We start from the raw sequence: 22,214 nt of genomic DNA, 5'->3' as shown, positions 1-22,214 counted from the left end.
TTCATTGACCACGACGATTCACCATGAAGGGCTGCGCGCCCCCGGCAGCGGGCCCAACGATCCCGAATCCGTGACCAGGAAGAAAATGCAGTTCTGGGACCGGAGCAAGTTCCTGATCGCACTCGTGCTCGCCTACCTCGTCCTGACGTGGAAGGTGATGGCGGACTTCGAGGGCATCATCTCCTTCCCGGAAGCCGCGCGGCGCATCGCGATGGAGTACCAGTGGATCTTCTGGTTGCTCGGCGCGGAGATCGTCAGGCAACTGCATTTCTTCATCAGCGAGCACTGGTCGGGTTACCACCGCTTCTGGAGCCAGAAGGTCTTCGGCGGGTTCGAACGCTGGACGCACCGCCGCTTCGACGACTGGACGCGTTTCCGCCTCGCCAGGGCGCTGAAGATCCTCTTCTTCATCACCCTGATCGCCCTGGTGCTGGGGGCGGTGCTGGACGTCAGCCCGTTCGCCGCGCTGCTCCAGGCGCCGGCGCTGATCTGGCAGGCGCTGCCCTTCTTCCTGCAGATCGTCTTCCTGTTCTTCTTCGTCATCATCCAGTTCGTCGGCCTGTTCTGGTTCCTGTCCAGGGGCGGCGTCGAGACGTACTTCCCCGACGACATCAAGACCCGCTTCGACGACGTGTGGGGGCAGGACCACGTGGTCGAGCGCGTCCAGGAGAACATCGTCTTCCTGGAGCGGCCCGACGAGATCGAGAAGCGCGGCGGTTACGTCCCCAGCGGCCTGCTGCTGTGGGGCCCGCCGGGCACCGGCAAGACCCTGATGGCCGAGGCCGTGGCCGGTGAGACCGGCAAGCCTTACGTGTTCGTGGATCCGGGCGCGTTCACGAACATGTTCATGGGCATCGGCATCCTCAAGGTCAAGTCGCTGTTCAGGAAGCTGCGCAAGCTGGCGCTGCGGTACGGCGGCGTGATCGTCTTCTTCGACGAGGCGGACTCGCTCGGCAAGCGCGGCCGGCTGGCCCAGCAGGGCCCGCCAGGACAGGGCGGCGGCTTCGCCGGGCACTCGTCCGGCTTCGACGGCTGCCACGGCATGAACTACATGTCCGAGGCCACCCGCCAGATGCTCACCTTCCGCCCCGGCAAGCAGGAGGAGCCCGGCGGGCGCAACCGCTTCATGATGGGCGGCGGCATGATGAACAGCGGCGACCCCGGAACCCTCCAGGCGCTGCTCACCGAGCTGTCCGGGCTCAAGAAGCCGCGCGGCTTCTTCAACCGGCTGGTACGCAGGCTGCTCGGCATGCGGCCCAAGCCACCGCCCAAGTACCGCATCCTCGTCATGATGGCCACCAACCGGCCCGACGCGCTGGACGAGGCGCTGCTGCGGCCGGGCCGCATCGACCGCATCTACAAGGTCGGCTACCCGTCCAAGGCCGGGCGGGTGCGCACCTACCAGGGATACTTCGACAAGGTCGAGCACGAGCTCACCCCCGAGCAGGTCGACAAGCTCGCCACCATCACCCCGTACGCCACCGGCGCCACCATCAAGGACCTGGTCAACGAGTCGCTCATCACCGCCATCAGGGACGGGCGCGAGGTCATCACCTGGTCGGACGTGCTGCGCGCCAAGCGGCTCAAGCAGCTCGGCCCGCCCGAGGACGTCGAGTACATCGAGCGCGAGCGGCACGCCGTGGCCGTGCACGAGGCCTGCCACGCCGTCGTCGCCTACGTCACCCGCTTCCACCTGGAAATCGACATCGCCACCATCGAGAAGGGCGCCGACTACCTGGGCATGGTCGCCTCGATCAAGCCCGAGGACCAGTTCACCCGGTGGAAGTCCGAGCACGAGGCCGACATCATGGTCTCCCTGGCCTCGCTGGCCGGAGAGCGCATGTTCTTCGGCGAGGACAACTCCTCCGGCGTCTCCGGGGACCTGTACTCCGCGACCTACCTCACCGCGATGATGGAGTCGTACTGGGGGATGGGCTCGGGCGTCACCTCGCTGCCCGCGCTCCAGGAGCTGGAGATCATGGGCGGCAAGGCCGTGCGCAAGCCGGGCGGGCCCGGCGGCTCCATCGGCATCACCGACAGGGAGCCGGCCAGGCGCCAGCAGGACCTGACGCCCGACGTGCTGGGCGAGCGCATCGAGTTCAACCTGGTGCGGCTGCTGGAGAAGACCGAGGAGCTGCTGGTGCAGCACCGCAGGGAGGTGCTCTGCCTGGCGCACGCGCTGGAGACGCACAAGACGCTCAACGGTGACGACGTGGTCGCCATCATCCGCGGGGAGCCGGGGCCGCTGCTGGACGGCAGCATCTACACCTCCGACGAGCTGTACCAGGAGCTGGAGGAGTACCACCGGGACGCGGTCAGGGCGCACAAGGAGCACAGCAGGATCGAGCGGGAGCTGCCGGGGCATCAGGAGCCGGTGGAGGCCGTGCCGGGTGCCTTCGGCGGGGTCGCCGGGATCGTGGGGGTGCATCCGGCGCCGCCCGGGACCGCCGCGATGATCCAGGCGCCCGGCTCGCCGCCCGTGATCCAAGCGCCTGGCTCACCGCCTGTGATCCAGGCGCCGCCCGTGATCCAGGTGGCGCCGCCGCCACCGCCGGGCACGCCGCTTCCCGCGGGCTCGTCCACGGCCCCGTCCCTGGCACCGCCGGTGGGGCCGCCGGTGGGGCCGCCTGTCCCTGGGGCGGCTGTCACCGGCCCGGCCGCCGAGCCGGCCGACAGGCCGGAGTTCGTGCCCTGGGCCGGCACCGCCCAGCCGCCCGCACCGGCGGGGACGCCGGTGCCCGTCGTGGTGAGCACCCCCGCCGCCCCGCCGAAGCGGTCGGTGAGCCGGGTCTGGCTGGTCATCGCCAGCCTGCTCGGCCTCGTGGTGCTGTCCATCATCGCGGCGCTCGCGGTGACGGGCACGCTGGGCGGCGGCGCGGGCACCAACTCCACGGTGGCCGGGGTGGCCTCGCCCGGGCTGCTGCTCCTGCTGTTCGTCGTGGTCGTGGCCGGGATCGTGGGCGCGGGGCTGGCGTTCGTCGCGATCAAGGGCATCCGTACGGCGCAGGCCAAGGCGGAGCAGGAGCGCGACCAGGCCCACGCCAGGGCCCAGCTCCTGGCCGCGGCGATGGATCCGGACACGGCCATGCGGCTGCTCGGTTACGACGGCAACGGCACCGACCGCCGTACCTGAGCGCGAGACCGCGTGCGGGCCGGGGCGTTCCAGCGAGCGCCTCGGCCCGCTCGTGACCCCGTCATGAGCGGTCGTGCTCCTCGTGGACGCGGCGCAGCAGCTCCATCAGCTCGTCCTCCTGCCGCACCAGCTTCCTGTGCTTGTCCGGCAGCTTACTGAGCTGCTTCTCCCCGGCCACCAGCTTGCCGTAGAGCTCGGCCCGCAGCCCGGGATCGTGCTCCACGTCCAGGTACTCCTGCGCGTGCCGGCGCATCATCGACACCGTGTTCTGCACCCGTCCCCTCGCGCTGAACAGCGACGCCAGCACCGTGATCGCCAGCACTCCGATGATCACCGCCAGGGACAGCCCGGTGCTGATCTCCACCACCGGCACCGGCTCGCCGTCGTTGATGAACGGCACGTTGTTCTCGTGCAGCGCGTGCAGGATCAGCTTCACCCCGATGAAGGCGAGGATCACGGCCAGCCCGTACGCGAGATAGATCAGCCGGTCCAGCAGCCCGTCGATGAGGAAGTAGAGCTGCCGCAGCCCCAGCAGGGAGAACGCGGTGGCGGTGAAGACCAGGTAGACGTTCTGGGTGAGGCCGAAGATGGCCGGGATCGAGTCCAGCGCGAACAGGATGTCGGTGCCGCCGATGGCGATCATGACGAGCAGCATCGGCGTCATGACGCGCCTGCCGTCCTGGACGGTGAAGAGCTTGTCGCCGTCGTAGGTGTCGCTGGTGTGCAGCAGCCGCCGCGCGACCCGCACCATGAGGTTGTCGGGGGAGTGGCTCTCCTCGCCCTCCGGCTTGAGCAGGTTGCCCGCAGTGAGCAGCAGGATGAGCCCGAACAGGTAGAACACCCAGGCGAACATGTTGATCAGGGCGGCCCCGACCAGGATGAACCCGGACCTGGCGAGCAGCGAGAAGACGATGCCGAACAGCAGCGCCTTCTGCTGGTCGGCGCGCGGCACCTTGAAGCTCGACATGATCACGAGGAAGACGAAGAGGTTGTCGACCGACAGCGCCTTCTCCGTAACGTAACCGGCGAAGTACTCCGCCCCCGGCTCCGAGCCGCCGAACAGCCACACGCCGACGCCGAACAGCAGGGCGATGCCGACGTACAGGGCCGACCAGACCGACGCCTCACGCAGCGTGGGCACGTGCGACTTGCGGACGTGGAAGAAGAAGTCGAACAGCAGCAGCCCGACGATCCCCAGGATCGTCAGCCACCACACCGCGGCGGATACGTGCACTCCAAGGCTCCATGTGTGCCGGCCGTCGTGGGGGAGGCGACTTGCGGAAGCGTGTCGTCGCAGGTGGTACCCGGTAGGCGCGAGCCCAAGCCCGTACGGTAGGAAGGGGATCATGCATGTGATCGTCATCGGCGGCGGGATCGCCGGCGCGAGCGCCGCGTTCGCGCTGGCCCGCAGGGGCGCGCGCGTCACCGTCGTGGACTCCGGGGAGGCGGGGCAGGCCACGGCGGCCAGCGCGGGCATCATCGCGCCGTGGGCCTCCGCCGTGGAGGGCCCCTTCTACGACCTGTACGCGGCCGGCGCCGCCTACTACCCCGAGGTCATCGGGCTGCTGGCCGAGGCGGGCGTGGAGCGTACCGACTATCGCCGCAACGGCGAGCTGCTCGTGCACGAGGACCCGGCGCGGCTGGCGGAGGCGCAGGCCCGCGTCGAGGCGCGCGCCCGCGACGCGGGCGCGGTCGTCGGCGAGGTGCGGCGCATCGGCAACGACGAGGTACGCGCCCTGTTCCCGGTGCTGTCGGAGACCCTGGAGGGCGTGTTCGTCTCCGGTGGCGGCCGGGTGGACGGGCGCACCATGCGCGACGCGCTGCTCCAGGGCGCCACCCACCACGGCGCCCGGCAGGTGCACGGCCGGGCCAGGCTGCGCCCGCAGGGCCCGCCCCGCGTCGAGGTGGGCTCCGAGCTGCTGGAGGGCGACGCCGTGCTGGTGGCCTCCGGAGCGTGGGCCAACGAGCTGCTGGAGCCGCGCGGCCTGCGGCTGGCGGTCGAGCCGCAGCGCGGCCAGATCTCCCACCTGCGCCTCGACGGGGTGGACACCAGCCGCTGGCCGGCGGTGTACCCGCTGTCGCACCACTACCTGGTGGCCTTCGACGACTCGCGGGTGGTGGTGGGGGCGACCAGGGAGACGGGCAGCGGGTTCGACGCGCGGGTGACGGCGCGCGGGCAGTGGCAGGTGCTGTCGGACGCGCTGCGCATCGCCCCCGGGCTGGCCGGCGCGACGCTCATCGAGACGCGGGTCGGGCTGCGGCCGCTGCCGTCCGATCAGGTGCCGATCGCCGGGCCGCTGCCTGGTGAGGACGGGCTGCACGTGGTGACGGGGTTCGGCGCGGCGGGGCTGACGATGGCGCCGTTCACGGGTGACGCGCTGGCCCGCTCGATCCTGGGCGGGGCGACGGTGCCGGAGCTGGCCCCGTTCGCACCGTGAGCCTGAGCCGGGCACGCGGCGTTCCGGGAGTGTGTTGAGAGGGAAGTAAAGCCTCCCGATTAACACGGCGTTCACATTCGGGCAAAAACCGGGAAACGGCCGTCCGTAAGACTCGGCGTGGCTGAGAGAAACCCCGAAAGGACCGCCGTGAGCTACAAGGCTGAGTACATCTGGATCGACGGCACCGAGCCCACGGCTCTGCTGCGCTCGAAGACGAAGATCCTTGCCGACGGAGCCGAGCCTCCGGTCTGGGGCTTCGACGGTTCCAGCACCAACCAGGCCGAGGGTCACTCGTCGGACCGCGTGCTCCGCCCCGTGTTCGTCTGCCCCGACCCGATCCGCGGCGGCGACAACAAGCTCGTCCTGTGCGAGGTCGAGGAGATCAACGGCGACGCGCACGTCAGCAACACCCGCGCGCTGCTCCGCCCGATCGCCGAGCAGTACGCCGCGCAGGAGTCCTGGTTCGGCATCGAGCAGGAGTACACCTTCTTCAAGGGCAGCCGCCCGCTCGGCTTCCCCGAGGGTGGTTTCCCCGCTCCGCAGGGCCACTACTACTGCGGTGTCGGCGCCGAGGCCGTGTTCGGCCGCGAGATCGTCGAGCTGCACCTCGACCGCTGCCTCGCCGCCGGTCTGGCGATCTCCGGCATCAACGCCGAGGTCATGCCCGGCCAGTGGGAGTTCCAGGTCGGCCCGGCGGGTCCCCTTGAGGTCGCCGACCACCTGTGGGTCGCTCGCTACCTGCTCTACCGGACCGCCGAGGAGTACGGCGTGGAGGCCACCCTCGACGCCAAGCCCGCCCGCGGCGACTGGAACGGCGCCGGCGCGCACACCAACTTCTCCACCAAGGCCATGCGCGAGGGCTACGAGGCCATCATCACCGCCTGCGAGGCGCTCGGTGAGGGCGACAAGCCGATGGAGCACGTCTCCCAGTACGGCGCCGACATCGAGAGCCGCCTGACCGGCGCCCACGAGACCGCCCCGTGGAACAAGTACAGCTACGGCGTGTCCGACCGCGGCGCGTCCGTGCGCATCCCGTGGCAGGTCGAGGTGGACAAGAAGGGCTACATCGAGGACCGTCGCCCGAACGCCAACGTCGACCCGTACGTGGTCGCCCGCCTGCTGGTGAACACCTGCTGCTCGGCCCTGGAGAAGGCCGGCCAGGTCTGATCTTCCTGAGAGAGCGGGGCCCCTTCACGCGAAGGGGCCCCGCTCTTGTCATGCCAGGCGGAAGTCCAGGTCGGGGACGATTTCCGCGACGTCCATCTGCGCCTTCTGCAGGCGGCCCGAGTGGTCCCAGTTCATCGCCTGCCAGCGGGTGAACTGGTCGAGCACCCACATGCCGGACTGGCGGCTGCCGTTGCCCGACTTGCCGTTGCCGCCGAACGGCAGGTGCGCCTCCGCGCCCGAGGTGGAGTTGTTGACGCTGACCATGCCGGCCGAGACGCCCTCCCGGAAGCGGAAGGCGTGCTGCGGGTCGGTGGTGTAGATGGAGCTCGACAGGCCGTAACCGGGCAGGTTGGCCAGGTCGAGCGCCTCCTGCATGGTGGCGAACGACGTCACGCCCACGATCGGGCCGAACGTCTCCTCCATGAACAGCCGGTCGCCCGGCCGCACGCCGTCCACCACGACCGGGTGGTAGTAGAGGCCGTCGCCGCCGTCGAAGCCGCCGCGCGGGTTGTCCGCGGTGATCCGGCCGGTCGCGCCGGTGACCACCTGGTGGTGCGGCTCGATCCAGGTCAGGTACTCCTCGTACCGGTCGGCGAACTTCGTGTCCAGCAGCGGGCCCGCCAGCACGTCGCCCGCCGGGTCGCCGATGGAGGCCGCGCCGACCGCCCGCGCGAACCGCTCCACGAACGCGTCGTGCACGCTCTCGTGCACGATCACCGTGCCCAGGCTGGTGCAGCGCTGCCCGGCGGTGCCGAAGCCGGAGAACAGCGCGCCCTCGACGGCGAGGTCGAGGTCCGCGTCCGGCATGATCACCATCGGGTTCTTGCCGCCCAGCTCCAGGCAGGCCGACTGCAGGTGGCGGCCGGTCAGCTCACCGATCTTGCTGCCGACCTCGCTGGAGCCGGTGAAGCCCACCTTCTGCACGGTGCCCTCGCCGAGAGCCAGCTCCAGGCCCGCGAAGGTGTCGGCGCCGCCGGCGAAGACGATGTTCAGCACGCCGTCGGGCAGGCCCGCCGCCGCGAACAGCTGGAACAGGGCGTGCGCGGAGGCGGCGGCGTACTCGGCGGGCTTCCACACCACGGCGTTGCCGCACAGCAGGGCCGGCACCAGGTACCACGACGGGACCGCCACCGGGAAGTTGCCCGCCGTCACGACCGCCGCCACGCCGACCGGGTTGCGGAAGGTGAACAGGTTCTTGTCCGGCATCTCCGACGGGACCGTCTGCCCGTACAGCCTGCGGCCCTCGCCCAGGAAGAAGTCGCAGGTGTCCACGATCTCCCTGACCTCGCCCAGCGCCTCGCCGTACGGCTTGCCGATCTCCTCCGTCACCAGCGCGGCCAGCCGCTCGGTGTTGGCCTCCACCAGCCGCCCGATCGAGGCGATCACCCGGCCGCGCACCGGCGCGGGCACCTTCGCCCACTCGCGCTGCGCCTCCTTGGCCGTGCGGCAGGCCGCCGCGAACGCCTCCGCGCCGGCCAGGCCGACCCGCGCGACCACCTCGCCCGTGCGGGCGGGATTGATCGACTCGTACGTGCTCGCCGCCTCCCCGTCCTTGCCGCCCACGATGGAAACGATTTGTCGGCTCACCGGTGCCCTCCTCGTAAGTTCTTGCGTAGACGCTAGCTCTCCCGGGCCAGTTTGCGCAGCTCCGGGCCGTGCACCGGATCGGCCAGCGCGGCGGCGAACTGCGCCCGCAGGTAGTTGAGCGGCGAGCCGGTGTCGTACCAGGTGCCGTCGATGACCTGGCCGAACACCGGGTTGGCCGTGGCGTGGCGGTGCAGGGCGTCGGTGAGGTAGATCTCGCCCTCGGGGTTCTCCTGCCAGCGGCGCGTGGCGGCCTCCAGCTCGGTGACCACGCCGGGGGTGACGACGTAACCGCCGATCGCTGCGTACTGGGAGGGCGCCTCCTCCGGGCGTGGCTTCTCCACCAGGCCCGAGATCCGCAGCCGGCCGCCGCCGAGGTCCTCCTCGACGATCGGCACGCCGTAGCGGGAGGCGTCCTCGACCGCCATCGGCATGAGGGCCAGCACCGGGGCGCCCGTCGCCTCGTACGCCGACTTGAGCTGCCTGGCGCGCGGCACCTCGGCCACGAACACGTCGTCGGCCCACAGCACCATGAACGGCTCGTCGCCGATGACCCGCGCGGCGTTCAGCACCGGCGTGCCGTTGCCGTACGGGCCGCGCTGGTAGAGGTAGGTGATGTGGGCCAGCGACGACAGCTCGGCCACCGCGTCGGCGAGGTCGTCCTTGCCGGCCACGCGCAGCTCGCGCTCCAGGTCCGCGTCAGGGGCGAAGTGCCGCTGGACGAGGTCCTTGCGGGCCGAGGTGACGATGGTGATGTCGTCGATGCCGGACTCGACCAGCTCGCGGATGGTGTGCTCGATGACCGGCTTGTCGCCGATCGGCAGCATCTCCTTCGGCAGCGCCTTCGTCAGGGGCAGCAGCCGGGTGCCCAGCCCGGCCACCGGGATCACGGCCTTGCGGATCATGGGGTCTCTCCTCGTGGGGATGGCGCGACGGACAGGACGCTACCCCAGGGATTGATCTTTTCTCCTGCCGAGGGTGTGCTCACCAGGAGCGCGTCGGTGCAGGCGATTCCGCGTCAGACTCCGAAATATCGTGATTCGTAATGACCGCCAGGCGCTGCGCCAGATCCGCCAGCGCCCGGGAGGCGGCCAGCTCGTCCCCGATCCGCGGCTGCGACGGGTCGGCAGGGTTGCGCCGGGCCCGGCCGGTGCCGGTGACGCTCTCGCCGTCCCCCGTGGTCAGCGTCGCCTGCGCCGAGGTGTCGTCGCCGTCCTCGGCGAGTGAGATGCGCACGGTCCATTCCTTGGTCTCCATGCCCCGCCCCTTCACCGCCCGGCTGCCCGTAAACCACCCTTCGCCGGGTCAGCTCCGGCTGTGCACGCCTTCCAGGATGAGCGTCAGCAGGCGCCGGGCGCGGCCGTCCCACTCGCCGTCCTCCAGGCGGGTCAGGTAGCCGAGCAGGAGGATGACGTCGCGGGCGTCCACGTCAGGACGGACCGTCCCGTCGGCCTTGCCCGCGTCGAGGAGCGCCGCCAGCGCGTCGCCGATGGGCCCCTGGCTGTGGGCGGACAGATCCCGCCAGACGCCCGCCTCCACGGCCGCCAGCACACCCCGCTTGACCTGCGCGTAGTCGGCCACCCTGTCGAGCCAGCGGGTCAAGGCGGTGAGCGGGTCGTGCTCGGCGAGCAGCTTCGGCGCAGCGGCCACGAGCTCGTCCACGTCCTGCCGGTAGACCTCGGCGAGCAGGTGCTCCCTGGTCGGGAAGTGGCGGTAGAGCGTGCCCTGGCCGACGCCCGCCCGCTTGGCGATCTCATTCAGGCGCAACTCGCTCGCGGTCGCCACGACCGCGCGGGCGGCGTCGAGGATGCGCTCGCGGTTGTCGGCGGCGTCGGCGCGGCGGGGTCGGTTCATCGGTCCTCACGACGGGCTGGCTATCCGGACACGTGTCCGCTACGGTGGTGAGCACTTAAGCGGACATGTGTCCGCTTTGGTGGAGGTACTCAAGCGGACATGTGTCCACTCTAGTGGGGAGCCATGAACATGCCTGTCATCAGTGACCAGATCGTCGCGATCACCGGCGCGAGCAGCGGGATCGGCGAGGCCACCGCGCGTCTGCTCGCCGAGCGGGGTGCCGCCGTCGTCCTCGGCGCACGCCGCGTCGACCGCCTCGACGAGGTCGCCGCCGACATCCGCGCGTCCGGCGGGCGCGCCGTCACGTGCGCCACCGACGTCACCCGGCGGGAGGATCTCGAACGGCTCGTCGGCCTGGCCGTGTCAGAGTTCGGGCGGCTCGACGTGCTGGTGGGCAACGCCGGCATCGCCAGGACCGGCCCCGTGGCCGACCTCGACGTGGCCGGCTGGTCGGCGATGATCAACGTCAACCTCGTCGGCGTGCTGAACGGCATCGCCGCCGCGCTGCCGGTCTTCCGCCGCCAGGGGCGCGGCCATCTCGTGACGACGGTGTCGACGTCCGGGCTGAAGATCGTGCCCACCCAGGCGGTCTACGCGGCCACCAAGAACGCCGTGCGCACGCTGCTGGAAGGGCTGCGGCAGGAGTCGACCGACGGCGTGCTCCGGACCACGGCCGTGTCGCCCGGCGTCGTGCGTACGGAGCTCGCGGACTGGATCGAGAACCCCGAGGTCCGCGAGCAGGTTCAGCGGAACATGGAGCGGATGGCGATCGCGCCGGAGGCGGTCGCGCGGGCCATCGCGTTCGCCGTCGAGCAGCCGGAGGACGTGGAGATCGGCGAGATCGTCATCCGCCCGAGCGTCCAGAACTGACCCTGCCGTGAAGGCGCGAAGCGCCGCGTCTGTCCGGCCCCGTGCGCGCCCGCGATGCCGGTGAGCGGGTTGTCGGCCACCATCCAGCCGCCCGCCCCGAGGTCTGCACCGCACCTGCGGGCCGCGATGGCGGGTTTGCGTACGTTCTCGGCCCCCGAGATCGCGTAACCGTCCACCAGCCGGTCCAGCGCATCGCTGGATGCCGGTCGCAGAACCCGGCCGCCCACTGCGCGAACGCCGTGTCCAGGTCGAGCAGGGTGCGGTCGAGGTCGAACAGCGCCGGCCGCGTCGTGGCAACGGGGTCTAGGCGCTGAAGTCGGCGAAGTCGAAGCCCGGCGAGACCAGGCAGCTCACCAGCACCTCCGCGTCCCCCGCCGGACGCGCCGATTGCCACACCCCACCCGGCACGACCGCCTGCGGCACCTGGCCGCGCTCGACGTCCGGACCGAGGACGACCGTCTCGTCCCCGATCGTCAGGTCGAGCGGCCCGCCCCGATGCCACAGCCAGATCTCCGCGGACCTGACCACGTGCGGCACGGACTCCTCACCCGGACGCAGCAGGAAGTAGATGGCGGTCACGCTGGCCCGGGGGCCCGGGTAGCCGTCCGGCTCGAAGGTGACGGGCGAGCGGTAGGTCTCCTTGAACCAGCCGCCCTCGGGGTGGGGGAGCAGGTCCAGGGCCTCGGCGATGGGCGGGCGTTCGACGAAGGCGACGGGGGCGCCGGTGACGTCCCTGCGCAGGAAACGGTGGCCGTCGAGGACGAGCTGCCCGTCGAGGGCGCTCTTCAGCGCCTCCTCCTCGTCGGGCACCTCGATGGACGGGCCGTCGGGGTAGATCCGCAACTCCACATGCCGATTTTATGACGACATTCCAGACAACCCCCGCCCCCGCCCCCGCTCACTGCCGTCACATTGCACCAGGCACCACCGTCCGCGACCGGCCCCACCTCCGCGCGATCCGCGACCACCCCCCCACCCGCGCCGCCTGCGACCGACCCCCACCTCCGCGCTGCTCGCCCGGAGGCAGGCAGCCACGTTCTCCGCGACTGTCCGGGATCGTCCGGACCCCGCGCGGAATGTCGGTCCTCCTGAGTAATCTGCGGCAGGTGACTGAACGGTGGAGCCGCGATCAGGTGCTCGCCCTCGCCCCCGACACGTCGTCCCAGAAGGCGGCGCAGGGGGTCGCGGCGGCCGGCAAGTGGTCGCTGCGCGGCACGACGGGCACCGTGCTGTACGGCGAGTGCAAGGGCAGCGGCGCCAAGCCGTACCTTGCCGCCGTCGACCTGAGCGAGCCTGCTTATCGGTGCAGTTGCCCGAGCAGGAAGTTCCCGTGCAAGCACGCCCTCGGGCTGCTGCTCCTGTGGTCCGCCGACGGGGTCCCGGTAGCGGGGGACGTCTTGCCGCAGTGGGTCGCGGAGTGGCTGGACGGCCGCGCCGAACGCGCCGCCAAGTCGGCAGCCCGCCTGGAGGCCGCCCGCGCCAAGGCCGCCGGAGGCGGTTCGCGCCCGGAGCCGGGGACCGAGGCCGGTGGCAGTGAGGCGGTCGGTGGCGCGGGCGTCGGCACGGAAGCGGGCGTCGGCGGCGGTGCGGGGACGGACGTTGCCGCAGCGGGCACGGACGACCCGCAGCGCGGCCCTGAGGCTGCCACGCTCGCGGGCGGTGGCGGGGCCGAAGCGCAGGTGTCGCCCGGCGGCGTTCCCCCGGGGGCCGTTCAACCGGTTGCCGCTGGTGGCGGGCCGGGCCGGGCCGAGTCCGTACGTCATCAGCGGGTCGCCGCCGGGCTGGCCGAGCTGGAGCGGTGGCTGGCCGACCAGGTGCGGCAGGGTCTCGCCGGAGCCCAGGAACACGACTGGGACGGCCTGGCCAAACGCCTCATAGACGCCCAGGCGCCCGGCGTGGCAGGCGTAGTGTCCCGCTTGGCCCGGGTTCGCGCCGAGGAGGGCTGGCCGGGGCGGCTCCTGGAGGAGTACGCCCTCATCAACCTGCTCGCCATCGCCTACCGCCGCCGCGCCGACCTGCCGGAGCCCTTGGCGCAGACCGTCCTGATCCGCACCGGCTTTCCCGTCACGAGGGAAGAGGTTCTGGCGGGGCCGCCGGTGCGCGATCACTGGGACGTGCTGGGGCGGCGTGACGAGGTCCAGGACCGGTTGACCGCCCGCCGCGTCTGGCTGCGGGGCCGCCACACCGGCCGGCCCGCCCTCATCCTGTCGTTCGCCCCGCAGGGCCAGCCCTTGGACGCCTCCCTGGTCACGGGCACGACCATCGACGCCGACCTCACGTACTACCCGGGTGCCGCCCCCCTCCGTGCCCTCGTAGCCACCCGCTACGGCACCGTCTCGCCGGCCGCGCGACCGGGTTCGCCGACAACGCCACCGAACTCGCCTGACCCGCCACCAGGCTCGCCGACAACGGCCGCTCCACCGCTGTCCGCGGGCGCGCTGCCGGAGGCCGTTCCCGTCGCACCGCCGCCGCCCATCGCCGAACGAACCGGCGCGCAGCCGCAGGCACCGCACGACGCGCCGCCGCACGCCACACCCCCGGCCGCCACCGCGCGGGCGGAAAGGGTTCCGCCCGGAATGTCGCCCGACGAGGCGCTGGACGAGGTGGCCCGCGCCTTGGCCGAGGACCCGTGGACCGAATCCTGGCCCCTGATCCTCGCCGGCGTGACCCCCGACCGCACCACCATCTCCGGCCTCCCCCTCCACTTCCGCGCCCACGACCCCTGGCGCCTGATCGCCGTCTCAGGCGGTCACCCACTGACGGTGGCGGCCGAGTGGACCCCGCAGGGTCTGCGCCCCCTGACGGCCTGGGACGACGACGGAACGGCGGTGATCCTGTGAGCGGCCGGCACAACGACACGGACAGAACGGCGGCGATCCGATGACCGGCTGGGACGACCTGGCCTCGACGGCGCTGGTGGGCACCGACCGCAGGCCGTACCCCGGCGACCTCCTGGAGGCGGCGGCCATCGAGGTGGCGCGCCGGCGTGCGGGGAGAAGCGTGGCGGGGGCGGCCACGCGGGAGCCGGCGCCGACGGAGGAGCGGGAGGCGGTAGGCAGGAGGGCGGCCGAGCGGCTGGGCAGGCTGCTCGGCGGTGAGAACGAGCGCCTGATCCCCGAATGGCTGGCCGCCGCCGCGGCGACCGGCCGCAGGGTGCCCGCGTACGTGCTGCCGGAGCTGCTGGAACGGGGCAGGCGCGACCGTTCGATCAGAGTGCATCTGGGTGTGCTGGCCGGGCAGCGCGGACGCTGGCTGGCCGGGCTCAACCCCGCCTGGGCGTACCTGCTGGAGGAGCCCACGGGCGAGACGTGGGAGCTGGGCGGCGCCGCCGACCGGCGCGCCCACCTGTGCGCGCTCAGGGCGGCCGACCCCGCGCAGGCCAGGCGGCTGCTGGAGAGCACGTGGGAGCGGGAGACGCCGGACGACCGGACCGGGTTCGTGGAGGTGCTGGCCGAGGGGCTGAGCATGGCCGACGAGCCGTTCCTGGAGCAGGCGCTGGACGACCGCCGCAGGGAGGTGCGCCAGGCCGCCGCGAACCTGCTGACCCGCCTGCCCGGCTCGCGGATGGCGCGGCGGATGGCCGAGCGGGTGCGCGCCTGCGTGACGATCACCGGTGACGTGATCGCCGTCGAGGCGCCCGCGGCCTGTGACAGGGCGATGGAACGCGACGGCGTGCGGCCGAAGCCGCCGCGCGGCATCGGCGAGCGCGCCTGGTGGCTGCAGCAGATCATCGCGCGCGCACCCCTGTCCTGCTGGGGCAGGCCGAACGAGCTGCTGGCCATGCGCATCCCCGACTGGGACGCCGAGGTCAAGGCGGCCTGGGTACGCGCGGCGGTGCTGCAGCGCGACCCCGAGTGGGCGCGGGCGATGTTCGCCTGGGACCCGATCGCCGACCTGCTCGAATCCCTGCCGCCGGAGGAGCAGCAGGAGCTTGCCGCCAGGTTCGTGCGCGCCCACGACCTGGACAGCCAGTTGATCATGGTGCTGGGCGGCGTGTCGTCCCACTGGCGCGAGGGCCTGGCCACGGCCGTCCTCAACAAGATCGTGAAGGTGAACACCACGCAGCCGTGGAACCTCGGCGAGCTGGTCAAGCTGGCGGGCGAGCACATCGACCCGGCCCTGTTCGAGCTGGCCGAGGACCACTCGCCCGCCGAACCCGTCCAGCAGGTCGCCGCCCTGCTGCGTTTCCGCGCTGACATGTACAAGGAGCTTTCCCGATGACCGTTCTGCGCCCGCACGCGGAAGACCAGTACGCCGACGAGCTGGCCGTCCTCGCCAAGGACGACGACCGGCGCAGGCCGCCGGGCTGGAAGCTGTCGCCGTGGGCCGTGACCACGTACATCCTGGGCGACGGCGAACGCATCACCCCCAAGTACGTCGGCGCGCGCCGCATCGTCGAGGTGGCCGTGGCGACGCTCGCCACCGACCGCGCGCTGCTGCTGCTCGGCGTGCCGGGCACCGCCAAGACGTGGCTGTCGGAGCACCTGGCCGCCGCCATCAGCGGCGACTCGACGCTGCTCGTGCAGGGCACCGCCGGCACCGCCGAAGAGGCCATCCGGTACGGCTGGAACTACGCCAGGCTCCTCGCCGAGGGCCCCTCGTTCGAGGCGCTGACCCCGTCGCCCGTCATGCGCGCCATGGCCGAGGGACGGGTGGCCAGGGTCGAGGAGCTGACCCGCATGCCGTCCGACGTGCAGGACGCCCTGATCACCGTCCTGTCGGAGAAGACACTGCCGATCCCCGAGCTGAACCGCGAGGTGCAGGCGCAGCGCGGCTTCAACGTGATCGCCACGGCCAACGACCGCGACCGGGGCGTCAACGAGCTGTCCAGCGCGCTGCGCCGCCGCTTCAACACCGTCGTGCTGCCCGTCCCCGCCACCGCCGAGGAGGAGGTGGACATCGTCGCGCGCCGCGTCGCCCAGCTCGGCCGCAGCCTGGAGCTGCCGGAGACGACGACGGGGCTGGCGGAGATCCGGCGGGTGGTGACGGTGTTCAGGGAGCTGCGCACCGGTGTCACCGAGGACGGCCGCACCAAGGTCAAGTCGCCCAGCGGCACCCTGTCCACGGCCGAGGCCATCTCCGTCCTGACCAGCGGGATCGCCCTGGCGGCGCACTTCGGCGACGGGGTGCTGCGGCCGTCCGACGTGGCCGCCGGGATCGTGGGGGCGGTGGTGCAGGAGCCGGTTTCGGATCGGGTGGTGTGGCGGGAGTACCTGGAGACCGTGGTTCGGGAGCGGTCGGAGTGGCGCGACTTCTACCGTGCCTGCCGCGAGGTTTCATGAGCGGCGTCCTGACGGCGGCTGGTGACGGCCGTGTGAGCAGCGTTCCGACGGCTCATGGTGGTCGTGCGAGCCGGGTTGTGACGTCATGGGGCGGTCGTGTGAGCCCGGTCGTGAGGACGTGCGGTGGTCGTGCGAGTGGCGTCGCGACCCGGGTGGAGGTGCGATGAGCGGGGTGTCGGTGCTGGGGGTGCGGCACCACGGTCCTGGTTCGGCGCGGGCCGTGCGGCGGGAGCTCGAACGGCTGCGCCCCGACGCGATCCTCATCGAGGGTCCGCCCGAGGCGGACGCGCTGGTGACGCTCGCGCCCGGCATGGAGCCGCCGGTGGCGCTGCTCGCCCACGTGCCGGGCGCGCCCGCGCGTGCCGCGTTCTGGCCGTTCGCGGTGTTCTCGCCGGAGTGGCAGGCGATCCTGTACGGCACGGCGGCGGGCATCCCGGTGCGCTTCTGCGACCTGCCCGCCGCCCACTCCCTCGCCGACGACCCGCCCGACGACCCGCCCGACGACCCTCCCGATGAGCCGGGGGTCCTCACCGACCCCATCGGCGCGCTGGCCGCCGCGGCCGGTTACGACGACCCGGAACGCTGGTGGGAGGACGTGGTCGAACACCGGTCGGGCGACACCCCGTTCGAGGTGATCGCCGAAGCCATGGCCGCCGTCCGCGAAGGCCACCAGCCGGACGAACGGGAGGCCAGGCGCGAGGCGTACATGCGCAAAACCCTCCGCGCGGCCATCAAGCAAGGCTACGGCCGGATCGCGGTGATCTGCGGCGCCTGGCACGTGCCCGCGCTGACCGCCCCCCTGCCGCCCGCCGCGGCGGACAACGCGCTCCTGCGCGGCCTGCCGAAGGTGAAGGCGGAGCTGACGTGGGTGCCGTGGACGTACGGGCGGCTGGCGTCGTGGAGCGGCTACGGCGCGGGCATCACCTCGCCGGGCTGGTACCACCACCTGTTCGAAGCGCCCGACCAGCCCGTGGAGCGGTGGCTGGCGCGGGCGGCGGGGGTGCTGCGCGAGGAGGGGCTGGCGGTCTCGTCGGCGCACGTCATCGAGTCCGTACGTCTCGCGCACGGCCTGGCCACCCTGCGCGGCAGGCCGCTGGCCGGGCTGGGCGAGGTCACCGAGGCGGCCAGGGCGGTGCTGTGCGAGGGCGACGACCTGGCCGTGGAGCTGATCCAGCGGCGCATGGTCGTCGGCGACCGGCTCGGCCACGTCAGCGACGGCACCCCGATGGTGCCGTTGCAGCGGGACCTGCGCGAGCAGCAGCGGCGGCTCAAGCTCAAGCCGGAGGCGCTCGACCGGGAGATCGACCTCGACCTGCGCAAACCCCTCGACCTGGACCGCAGCCACCTGCTGCACCGGCTGGGGCTGCTCGGGGTGGAGTGGGGCACGCCGGGGCAGGCGCGCGGCAAGGGCACGTTCAGGGAGACCTGGACGCTGCGGTGGCGGCCCGAGCACGACCTGGCGCTCATCGAGCACGCCGCCCTCGGCACCACCGTGGCCGCGGCGGCGGCGCAGCGGGCCAGGGACCTGGCGGGGGAGTCGTCGGCGGCGCTGGCCGACCTGACGTCGCTGGTGGAGCGGTGCCTGCTGGCGGACCTGCCGCAGGCGCTGCCCGACGTGCTCGCGGTGCTGTCGGCCAAGGCGGCCCTCGACACGGACGTCACCAGCCTCATGGCGGCGCTGCCCGCGATGGTGCGCGCCCACCGGTACGGCGACGTGCGCGGCACCTCGGCGGAGGGGCTGGCGGTGATCGTGCGCTCGATGCTGGAGCGGATCCGCGCCGGGCTGCCGGTGGCGGTGACGGGCCTGGACGACGACGCGGCGGCCGACCTGCTCAAGCACGTGGACGCGGTTCACTCGGCCGTCGCCCTGCTGTCCGATGAGGGCGCGGCGGGCGACGGGGCGGGGCCGAGGGAGCGGTGGCTGGGCACGTTGCGGAGCATCAGCGACCGGCAGGATCTGCACGGTCTCATCGAGGGGCGGCTGACCCGGATCCTGCTGGACTCCGGTGAGCTGGACGACGCCGGTGACCGGATGTCCAGGGCCATGTCCCGGGGGCAGGCTCCGGCGCGGGCGGCGGCCTGGGTGGAGGGGTTCCTGGCGGGGGGCGGGCTGCTGCTGGTGCATGATCCGCGCCTGCTGGGGCTGGTGGACGGGTGGCTGAGCGGGCTGTCCGGGGAGCAGTTCACGGACGTCCTGCCGTTGCTGCGCCGCACGTTCGGCGGGTTCGCGGCGCCGGAGCGCAGGGCCATCGGGGAGCGGCTCCGGTCGTCCGGGCGTGAGGAGGGGGCGGGGGAGCAGGACGTGGACGAACGCCGGGCCGCGGCGGCGGTCGCGACCGTGCTGACGATCATCGGGAGGGGCGACGGGTGAGCGCTGAGCTGGAGGGCCAGACGGCCGGTGTGCCGGATGAGAGGTTGCGGCGGTGGCGGCTGGTGCTCGGTGGCGGGCCCGCCGACGGCACCGGGTGCGGCCTCGACGGCATGGACGCCCGGATGGACGCCGCCCTGGCCGCCGTCTACGACCAGGGCGGCGGCGACGACGCGGACCGGGACCGCAGGCAGGGCGGCCTGGGCGCGTCGGCGCCGCGGGTGGCCAGATGGCTGGGCGACATCCGCACGTACTTCCCTTCCACGGTCGTCCAGGTCATGCAGCGGGACGCGATCGAGAAGCTGAACCTGACCAGGCTCCTCCTGGAGCCCGAGATGCTCGAGGCGGTGGAGCCGGACGTGCACCTGGTCGGCACCCTGCTCGCGCTCAACAAGGTGATGCCCGACCAGGCCCGCGAGTCGGCCAGGGCGCTGGTGCGGCGGGTGGTGGAGGAGCTGGAGCGCAGGCTGGCGCAGAAGACCAGGGCGGCCGTGTCAGGGGCGCTGGACCGCTCGGCCAGGACGCACCGGCCCAAGCGGGTGGCCGACATCGACTGGGACCGCACGATCAGGGCGAACCTGAAGAACTACCTGCCCGACAGGAACACGGTGGTCCCGTCCCGCCTGATCGGCTACGCGCGGCGGCAGCGGTCGGTGCAGCGGGAGGTGGTGCTGTGCATCGACCAGAGCGGGTCGATGGCGGCGTCCGTGGTGTATTCGAGCGTGTTCGGGGCGGTGCTGGCGTCGATGCGGTCGCTCAGGACGTCGCTCGTGGTGTTCGACACGGCGGTGGTGGATCTCACCGAGCAGCTGCACGATCCGGTGGAGGTGCTGTTCGGGACGCAGCTCGGCGGCGGCACGGACATCAACCGGGCGATCGCCTACTGCCAGGGGCTCGTCACCCGGCCCACCGATTCGATCTTCATCCTGATCAGTGACCTGTACGAGGGCGGGGTCAGGCAGGAGATGCTGCGCAGGGTGGCGGCGATGACGCAGGCCGGGGTGCAGGTGATCGTGCTGCTCGCGCTGTCCGACGAGGGGGCGCCGTTCTACGACCACGAGAACGCCGCCGCGCTCGCCGCGATGGGCGTGCCCGCGTTCGCGTGCACGCCCGACGCCTTCCCCGACCTGATGGCGGCCGCGATCGAACGCCGCGACATCGCCCAGTGGGCCGAACGCCACCTCCCGGGCTGAGGGGGGCGCTCACGCGCCGTGCGGCTGCTGTTCCGGGCGGGCGCGGCGCGGCAGCAGGTACGACAGCGCGAACGTCAGCACCAGCAGCCCGACCTCCACCCAGACCGTCACCTCCATGGAGGCCCCGAACTCCCACCCGCCGGCGAGCAGGTCGAAGAAGAGCGTGCCGAGCACGGCCGTCCCGAAGGCGCCGCCGAGCTGCTGCACCCCGGTCAGCGTGCCGGACGCCGAGCCGGTCTCGTGCGGCTCGACCCCGGCCAGCACGATGTCGAAGAACGGCGCCATGGTGAGCCCCATCCCGACGCCCACGAGGGCCAGGCCGGGGGAGAGCTGCCAGGCGCTGACGTCCACCCCCGACACGTGGATGGTGAGGGCGAGCACGGCGGCGCCCGCCGCCATCACGAGGGCGCCGATCTGCATGAGGCCGCGCCCGAGCCTCTCCTGGAGCCCGGCCATGGCCAGGCCGAAGCCGGCGACGCCGCCGAGGGCCTGCGGCAGGGCGGTCAGGCCGGCCTGGAGCGGGGTGAAGCCGAGCCCGGCCTGCGTGTAGAAGCTGAAGACGACGCCGAAGCCGGTCAGCCCGGAGAAGAAGGCGAGGCCGGCGACGAGGCCGCCGACGAAGGCCCGCTTGCGGAACAGGCTGGGGGTGACCAGGGGGTCACGGCCGGACCTGGCGCGGCGCGACTCGTACCGGCCGAAGAGGGCGAACGCCACGGCGGAGGCGGCCATCGAGACGAACGTCCAGGCGGGCCAGCCCTGCTCGCGGCCCTGGATGAGCGGGAAGATCAGCAGGAACGCGGCGACCGAGACGAGCGCGACGCCGGGCAGGTCGAGGCGGGTGGCGTTGGACAGGCGGTACTCGGGCAGGAAGCGCAGCGCGGCCAGGACGGCGGCCAGCCCGATCGGCAGGTTGATGAGGAAGATCATGCGCCAGCCGGTGCCGAAGAAGTCGGCGTCCACCAGCCAGCCGGCCAGGACGGGCCCGCCGACGGAGGAGATGGTCATGACCGGCCCGAACATGCCGAACGCCTTGCCCATCTCGCGCGGCGGGAACATCTCCCTGATCAGCCCCAGCCCCTGCGGCAGCATCACGGCTCCGAACAGGCCCTGTACGGCCCGGGCGGCGACCAGCATCTCCGGGCCGGTGGCGATGCCGCACAGCAGTGAGGCGACGGTGAAGCCGGCGGCGCCGATCACGAACATGCGCTTCTTGCCGAACAGGTCGCCGAGCCGCCCGCCGGTGATCAGGCCGACGGCCATGGCCAGGGTGTAGCTCGCGCCGAGCCACTGCACGAGGCTTTCCGAGCCGCCCAGCTCCTGCTGGATGGTGGGGGCGGCGATGGCGGTGACGAGCGCGTCGAGCAGGTCCATCACCTCGGCGGCCAGGATCACGAACAAGGCGACCCAGCGCCAGCGGTAGGGCGCTGTGCCGGTCGCCGCCGATGAAGCGGTAACTGTCATGACAACTCCTGAGTAAACGGTGTTCCAAGCGACGAACACCGTTTTAGTTACGAACAGCGTTCGTGTCAAGTACAGTGTTCGTATGGTCGAACGCAAGGACGTGCCGGCGCCCCCGTGGCGCAAGCCGCGCCGCCCCGCGCAGGCGAAGCGGGTGCTCAGCCAGGAGCTGATCGTGGAGACGGGGCTGCGCATCCTCGACGCCGAGGGGTTCGACGCGCTGAGCATGAGACGGGTGGCCCAGGAGCTCGACACCGGCCCCGCCTCCCTGTACGCGCACGTCTCCGGCAAGGAGGAGCTGCTCGAACTGATCTACGACCGGGTGCTCAGCGAGGTCCGGCTGCCGGAGCCCGACCCGTCCCGCTGGAAGGAGCAGCTGCGCGACTACGCCCAGGAGCTGCACCGCGTCTTCCGCGACCACGCCGACGTGGCCAGGGCGGCGCTGGCCAACATCCCGACGGGCGAGAACTCGCTGCGCATGGGCGAGTTCACGTACGGGCTGCTGATCGAGGCGGGCATGCCGCCGGGCGAGGCGTCCCTGGCGATGGACCGGCTCACGCTCTACCTGGTGGGCGACGCCTACGAGGGCTCGCTGCACTGGGCGCGGATGCGGGCGTCCGGGATGCGCAGCCCGCAGGAGTACTTCGAGGCGTTCGTCGGGCAGATCATCGGCTACTACCGGGCGCTGCCGAGGCAGCGCTTCCCGCATCTGCACGACCACGTGAACGAGCTGACCGCCGGCGACGGCGAGGACCGCTTCCACTACGGGCTGGAGCTGCTGCTCGACGGCATCGAGGCGCGCATGCCCAAGACCTAGCACGTACGCGCCTTAGGCCGAATTGCCTAGGACCGCCGCCCGATGTGGTG

At 72.1% G+C, this 22,214-nt stretch carries 17 protein-coding genes; 10 read left to right on the top strand and 7 right to left on the bottom strand.

From position 1 onward, the window contains the following. Positions 1–4: 4 nt before the first annotated feature. Positions 5–3,133, top strand: coding sequence for an AAA family ATPase (locus FXF51_RS10355; RefSeq protein WP_148434044.1), 3,129 nt, complete (start codon positions 5–7; stop codon positions 3,131–3,133). A gap of 61 nt (positions 3,134–3,194) precedes the next feature. Here FXF51_RS10355 and FXF51_RS10350 read toward each other — a convergent pair whose 3' ends face one another. Further along, positions 3,195–4,367, bottom strand: a complete 1,173-nt coding sequence (locus FXF51_RS10350) for a TerC/Alx family metal homeostasis membrane protein (protein WP_148434043.1) — start codon at positions 4,365–4,367, stop codon at positions 3,195–3,197. A gap of 112 nt (positions 4,368–4,479) precedes the next feature. On the opposite strand from FXF51_RS10350, the gene FXF51_RS10345 reads away from it, so the two are divergent. Together FXF51_RS10345 and glnII are read left to right on the top strand one after the other, a co-directional pair. Then, positions 4,480–5,571, top strand: coding sequence for an NAD(P)/FAD-dependent oxidoreductase (locus tag FXF51_RS10345; protein ID WP_148434042.1), 1,092 nt, complete (start codon positions 4,480–4,482; stop codon positions 5,569–5,571). Between the two features lie 147 nt (positions 5,572–5,718). Then, a complete protein-coding gene (gene glnII, locus FXF51_RS10340; RefSeq protein WP_148434041.1) occupies positions 5,719–6,738 on the top strand; it encodes a glutamine synthetase in 1,020 nt (339 codons plus the stop codon). Between the two features lie 48 nt (positions 6,739–6,786). Here the strand turns inward: glnII and FXF51_RS10335 are convergent, their stop codons facing one another. The 4 genes from FXF51_RS10335 to FXF51_RS10320 all read right to left on the bottom strand — a co-directional run bounded on the left by FXF51_RS10335 (position 6,787) and on the right by FXF51_RS10320 (position 10,176). Beyond that, a complete protein-coding gene (locus FXF51_RS10335; RefSeq protein ID WP_148434040.1) occupies positions 6,787–8,325 on the bottom strand; it encodes an aldehyde dehydrogenase family protein in 1,539 nt (512 codons plus the stop codon). A 32-nt stretch (positions 8,326–8,357) separates the two neighbouring features. Continuing rightward, entirely contained in the window at positions 8,358–9,227 is an 870-nt protein-coding gene (locus FXF51_RS10330; protein WP_148434039.1) for a UTP--glucose-1-phosphate uridylyltransferase, read from the bottom strand. A 79-nt stretch (positions 9,228–9,306) separates the two neighbouring features. Next, positions 9,307–9,579 carry a DUF1876 domain-containing protein gene (locus FXF51_RS10325; protein ID WP_148434038.1) on the bottom strand — a complete coding sequence of 91 codons (273 nt, stop codon included), beginning with the start codon at positions 9,577–9,579 and terminating at the stop codon, positions 9,307–9,309. Between the two features lie 48 nt (positions 9,580–9,627). Then, a complete protein-coding gene (locus FXF51_RS10320) occupies positions 9,628–10,176 on the bottom strand; it encodes a TetR/AcrR family transcriptional regulator (protein ID WP_148434037.1) in 549 nt (182 codons plus the stop codon). A gap of 129 nt (positions 10,177–10,305) precedes the next feature. Between FXF51_RS10320 and FXF51_RS10315 the strand changes: the two genes are divergently transcribed. Then, complete coding sequence (locus tag FXF51_RS10315; protein ID WP_148434036.1) at positions 10,306–11,046, top strand: SDR family oxidoreductase; 741 nt, start codon at positions 10,306–10,308, stop codon at positions 11,044–11,046. A 303-nt stretch (positions 11,047–11,349) separates the two neighbouring features. On the opposite strand, the gene FXF51_RS10310 is transcribed toward FXF51_RS10315, so the two are convergent. Beyond that, entirely contained in the window at positions 11,350–11,895 is a 546-nt protein-coding gene (locus FXF51_RS10310; RefSeq protein WP_222871224.1) for a cupin domain-containing protein, read from the bottom strand. A gap of 257 nt (positions 11,896–12,152) precedes the next feature. On the opposite strand from FXF51_RS10310, the gene FXF51_RS62490 reads away from it, so the two are divergent. The 5 genes from FXF51_RS62490 to FXF51_RS10275 all read left to right on the top strand — a co-directional run bounded on the left by FXF51_RS62490 (position 12,153) and on the right by FXF51_RS10275 (position 19,889). Beyond that, positions 12,153–13,886 carry an SWIM zinc finger domain-containing protein gene (locus FXF51_RS62490; RefSeq protein ID WP_262379402.1) on the top strand — a complete coding sequence of 578 codons (1,734 nt, stop codon included), beginning with the start codon at positions 12,153–12,155 and terminating at the stop codon, positions 13,884–13,886. Between the two features lie 40 nt (positions 13,887–13,926). After that, on the top strand, positions 13,927–15,267 hold the full coding sequence (locus FXF51_RS10290) for a DUF5691 domain-containing protein (protein ID WP_262379401.1): 1,341 nt from the start codon (positions 13,927–13,929) through the stop codon (positions 15,265–15,267). Beyond that, the gene (locus FXF51_RS10285) at positions 15,264–16,328 is read left to right on the top strand and encodes an ATP-binding protein (protein WP_148434035.1); all 1,065 of its coding nucleotides are present in this window, start codon (positions 15,264–15,266) and stop codon (positions 16,326–16,328) included. Before FXF51_RS10290 ends, FXF51_RS10285 begins: the two co-directional genes overlap by 4 nt. A 163-nt stretch (positions 16,329–16,491) precedes the next feature. Continuing rightward, positions 16,492–18,699 carry a DUF5682 family protein gene (locus FXF51_RS10280; protein ID WP_148434034.1) on the top strand — a complete coding sequence of 736 codons (2,208 nt, stop codon included), beginning with the start codon at positions 16,492–16,494 and terminating at the stop codon, positions 18,697–18,699. Beyond that, on the top strand, positions 18,696–19,889 hold the full coding sequence (locus tag FXF51_RS10275) for a VWA domain-containing protein (RefSeq protein ID WP_262379400.1): 1,194 nt from the start codon (positions 18,696–18,698) through the stop codon (positions 19,887–19,889). The genes FXF51_RS10280 and FXF51_RS10275 overlap by 4 nt, the downstream gene beginning before the upstream one ends. A gap of 9 nt (positions 19,890–19,898) precedes the next feature. Here the strand turns inward: FXF51_RS10275 and FXF51_RS10270 are convergent, their stop codons facing one another. Beyond that, the gene (locus FXF51_RS10270; RefSeq protein WP_262379399.1) at positions 19,899–21,542 is read right to left on the bottom strand and encodes a DHA2 family efflux MFS transporter permease subunit; all 1,644 of its coding nucleotides are present in this window, start codon (positions 21,540–21,542) and stop codon (positions 19,899–19,901) included. Between FXF51_RS10270 and FXF51_RS10265 the strand changes: the two genes are divergently transcribed. After that, a complete protein-coding gene (locus FXF51_RS10265) occupies positions 21,433–22,164 on the top strand; it encodes a TetR/AcrR family transcriptional regulator (protein ID WP_148434032.1) in 732 nt (243 codons plus the stop codon). The genes FXF51_RS10270 and FXF51_RS10265 overlap by 110 nt on opposite strands. The last annotated feature ends 50 nt before the right edge of the window (positions 22,165–22,214 follow it).

This window comes from Nonomuraea sp. PA05 (assembly GCF_008086045.1).
GTDB lineage: Bacteria > Actinomycetota > Actinomycetes > Streptosporangiales > Streptosporangiaceae > Nonomuraea > Nonomuraea monospora.
This window is presented reverse-complemented; position numbering and strand designations above follow the sequence as displayed.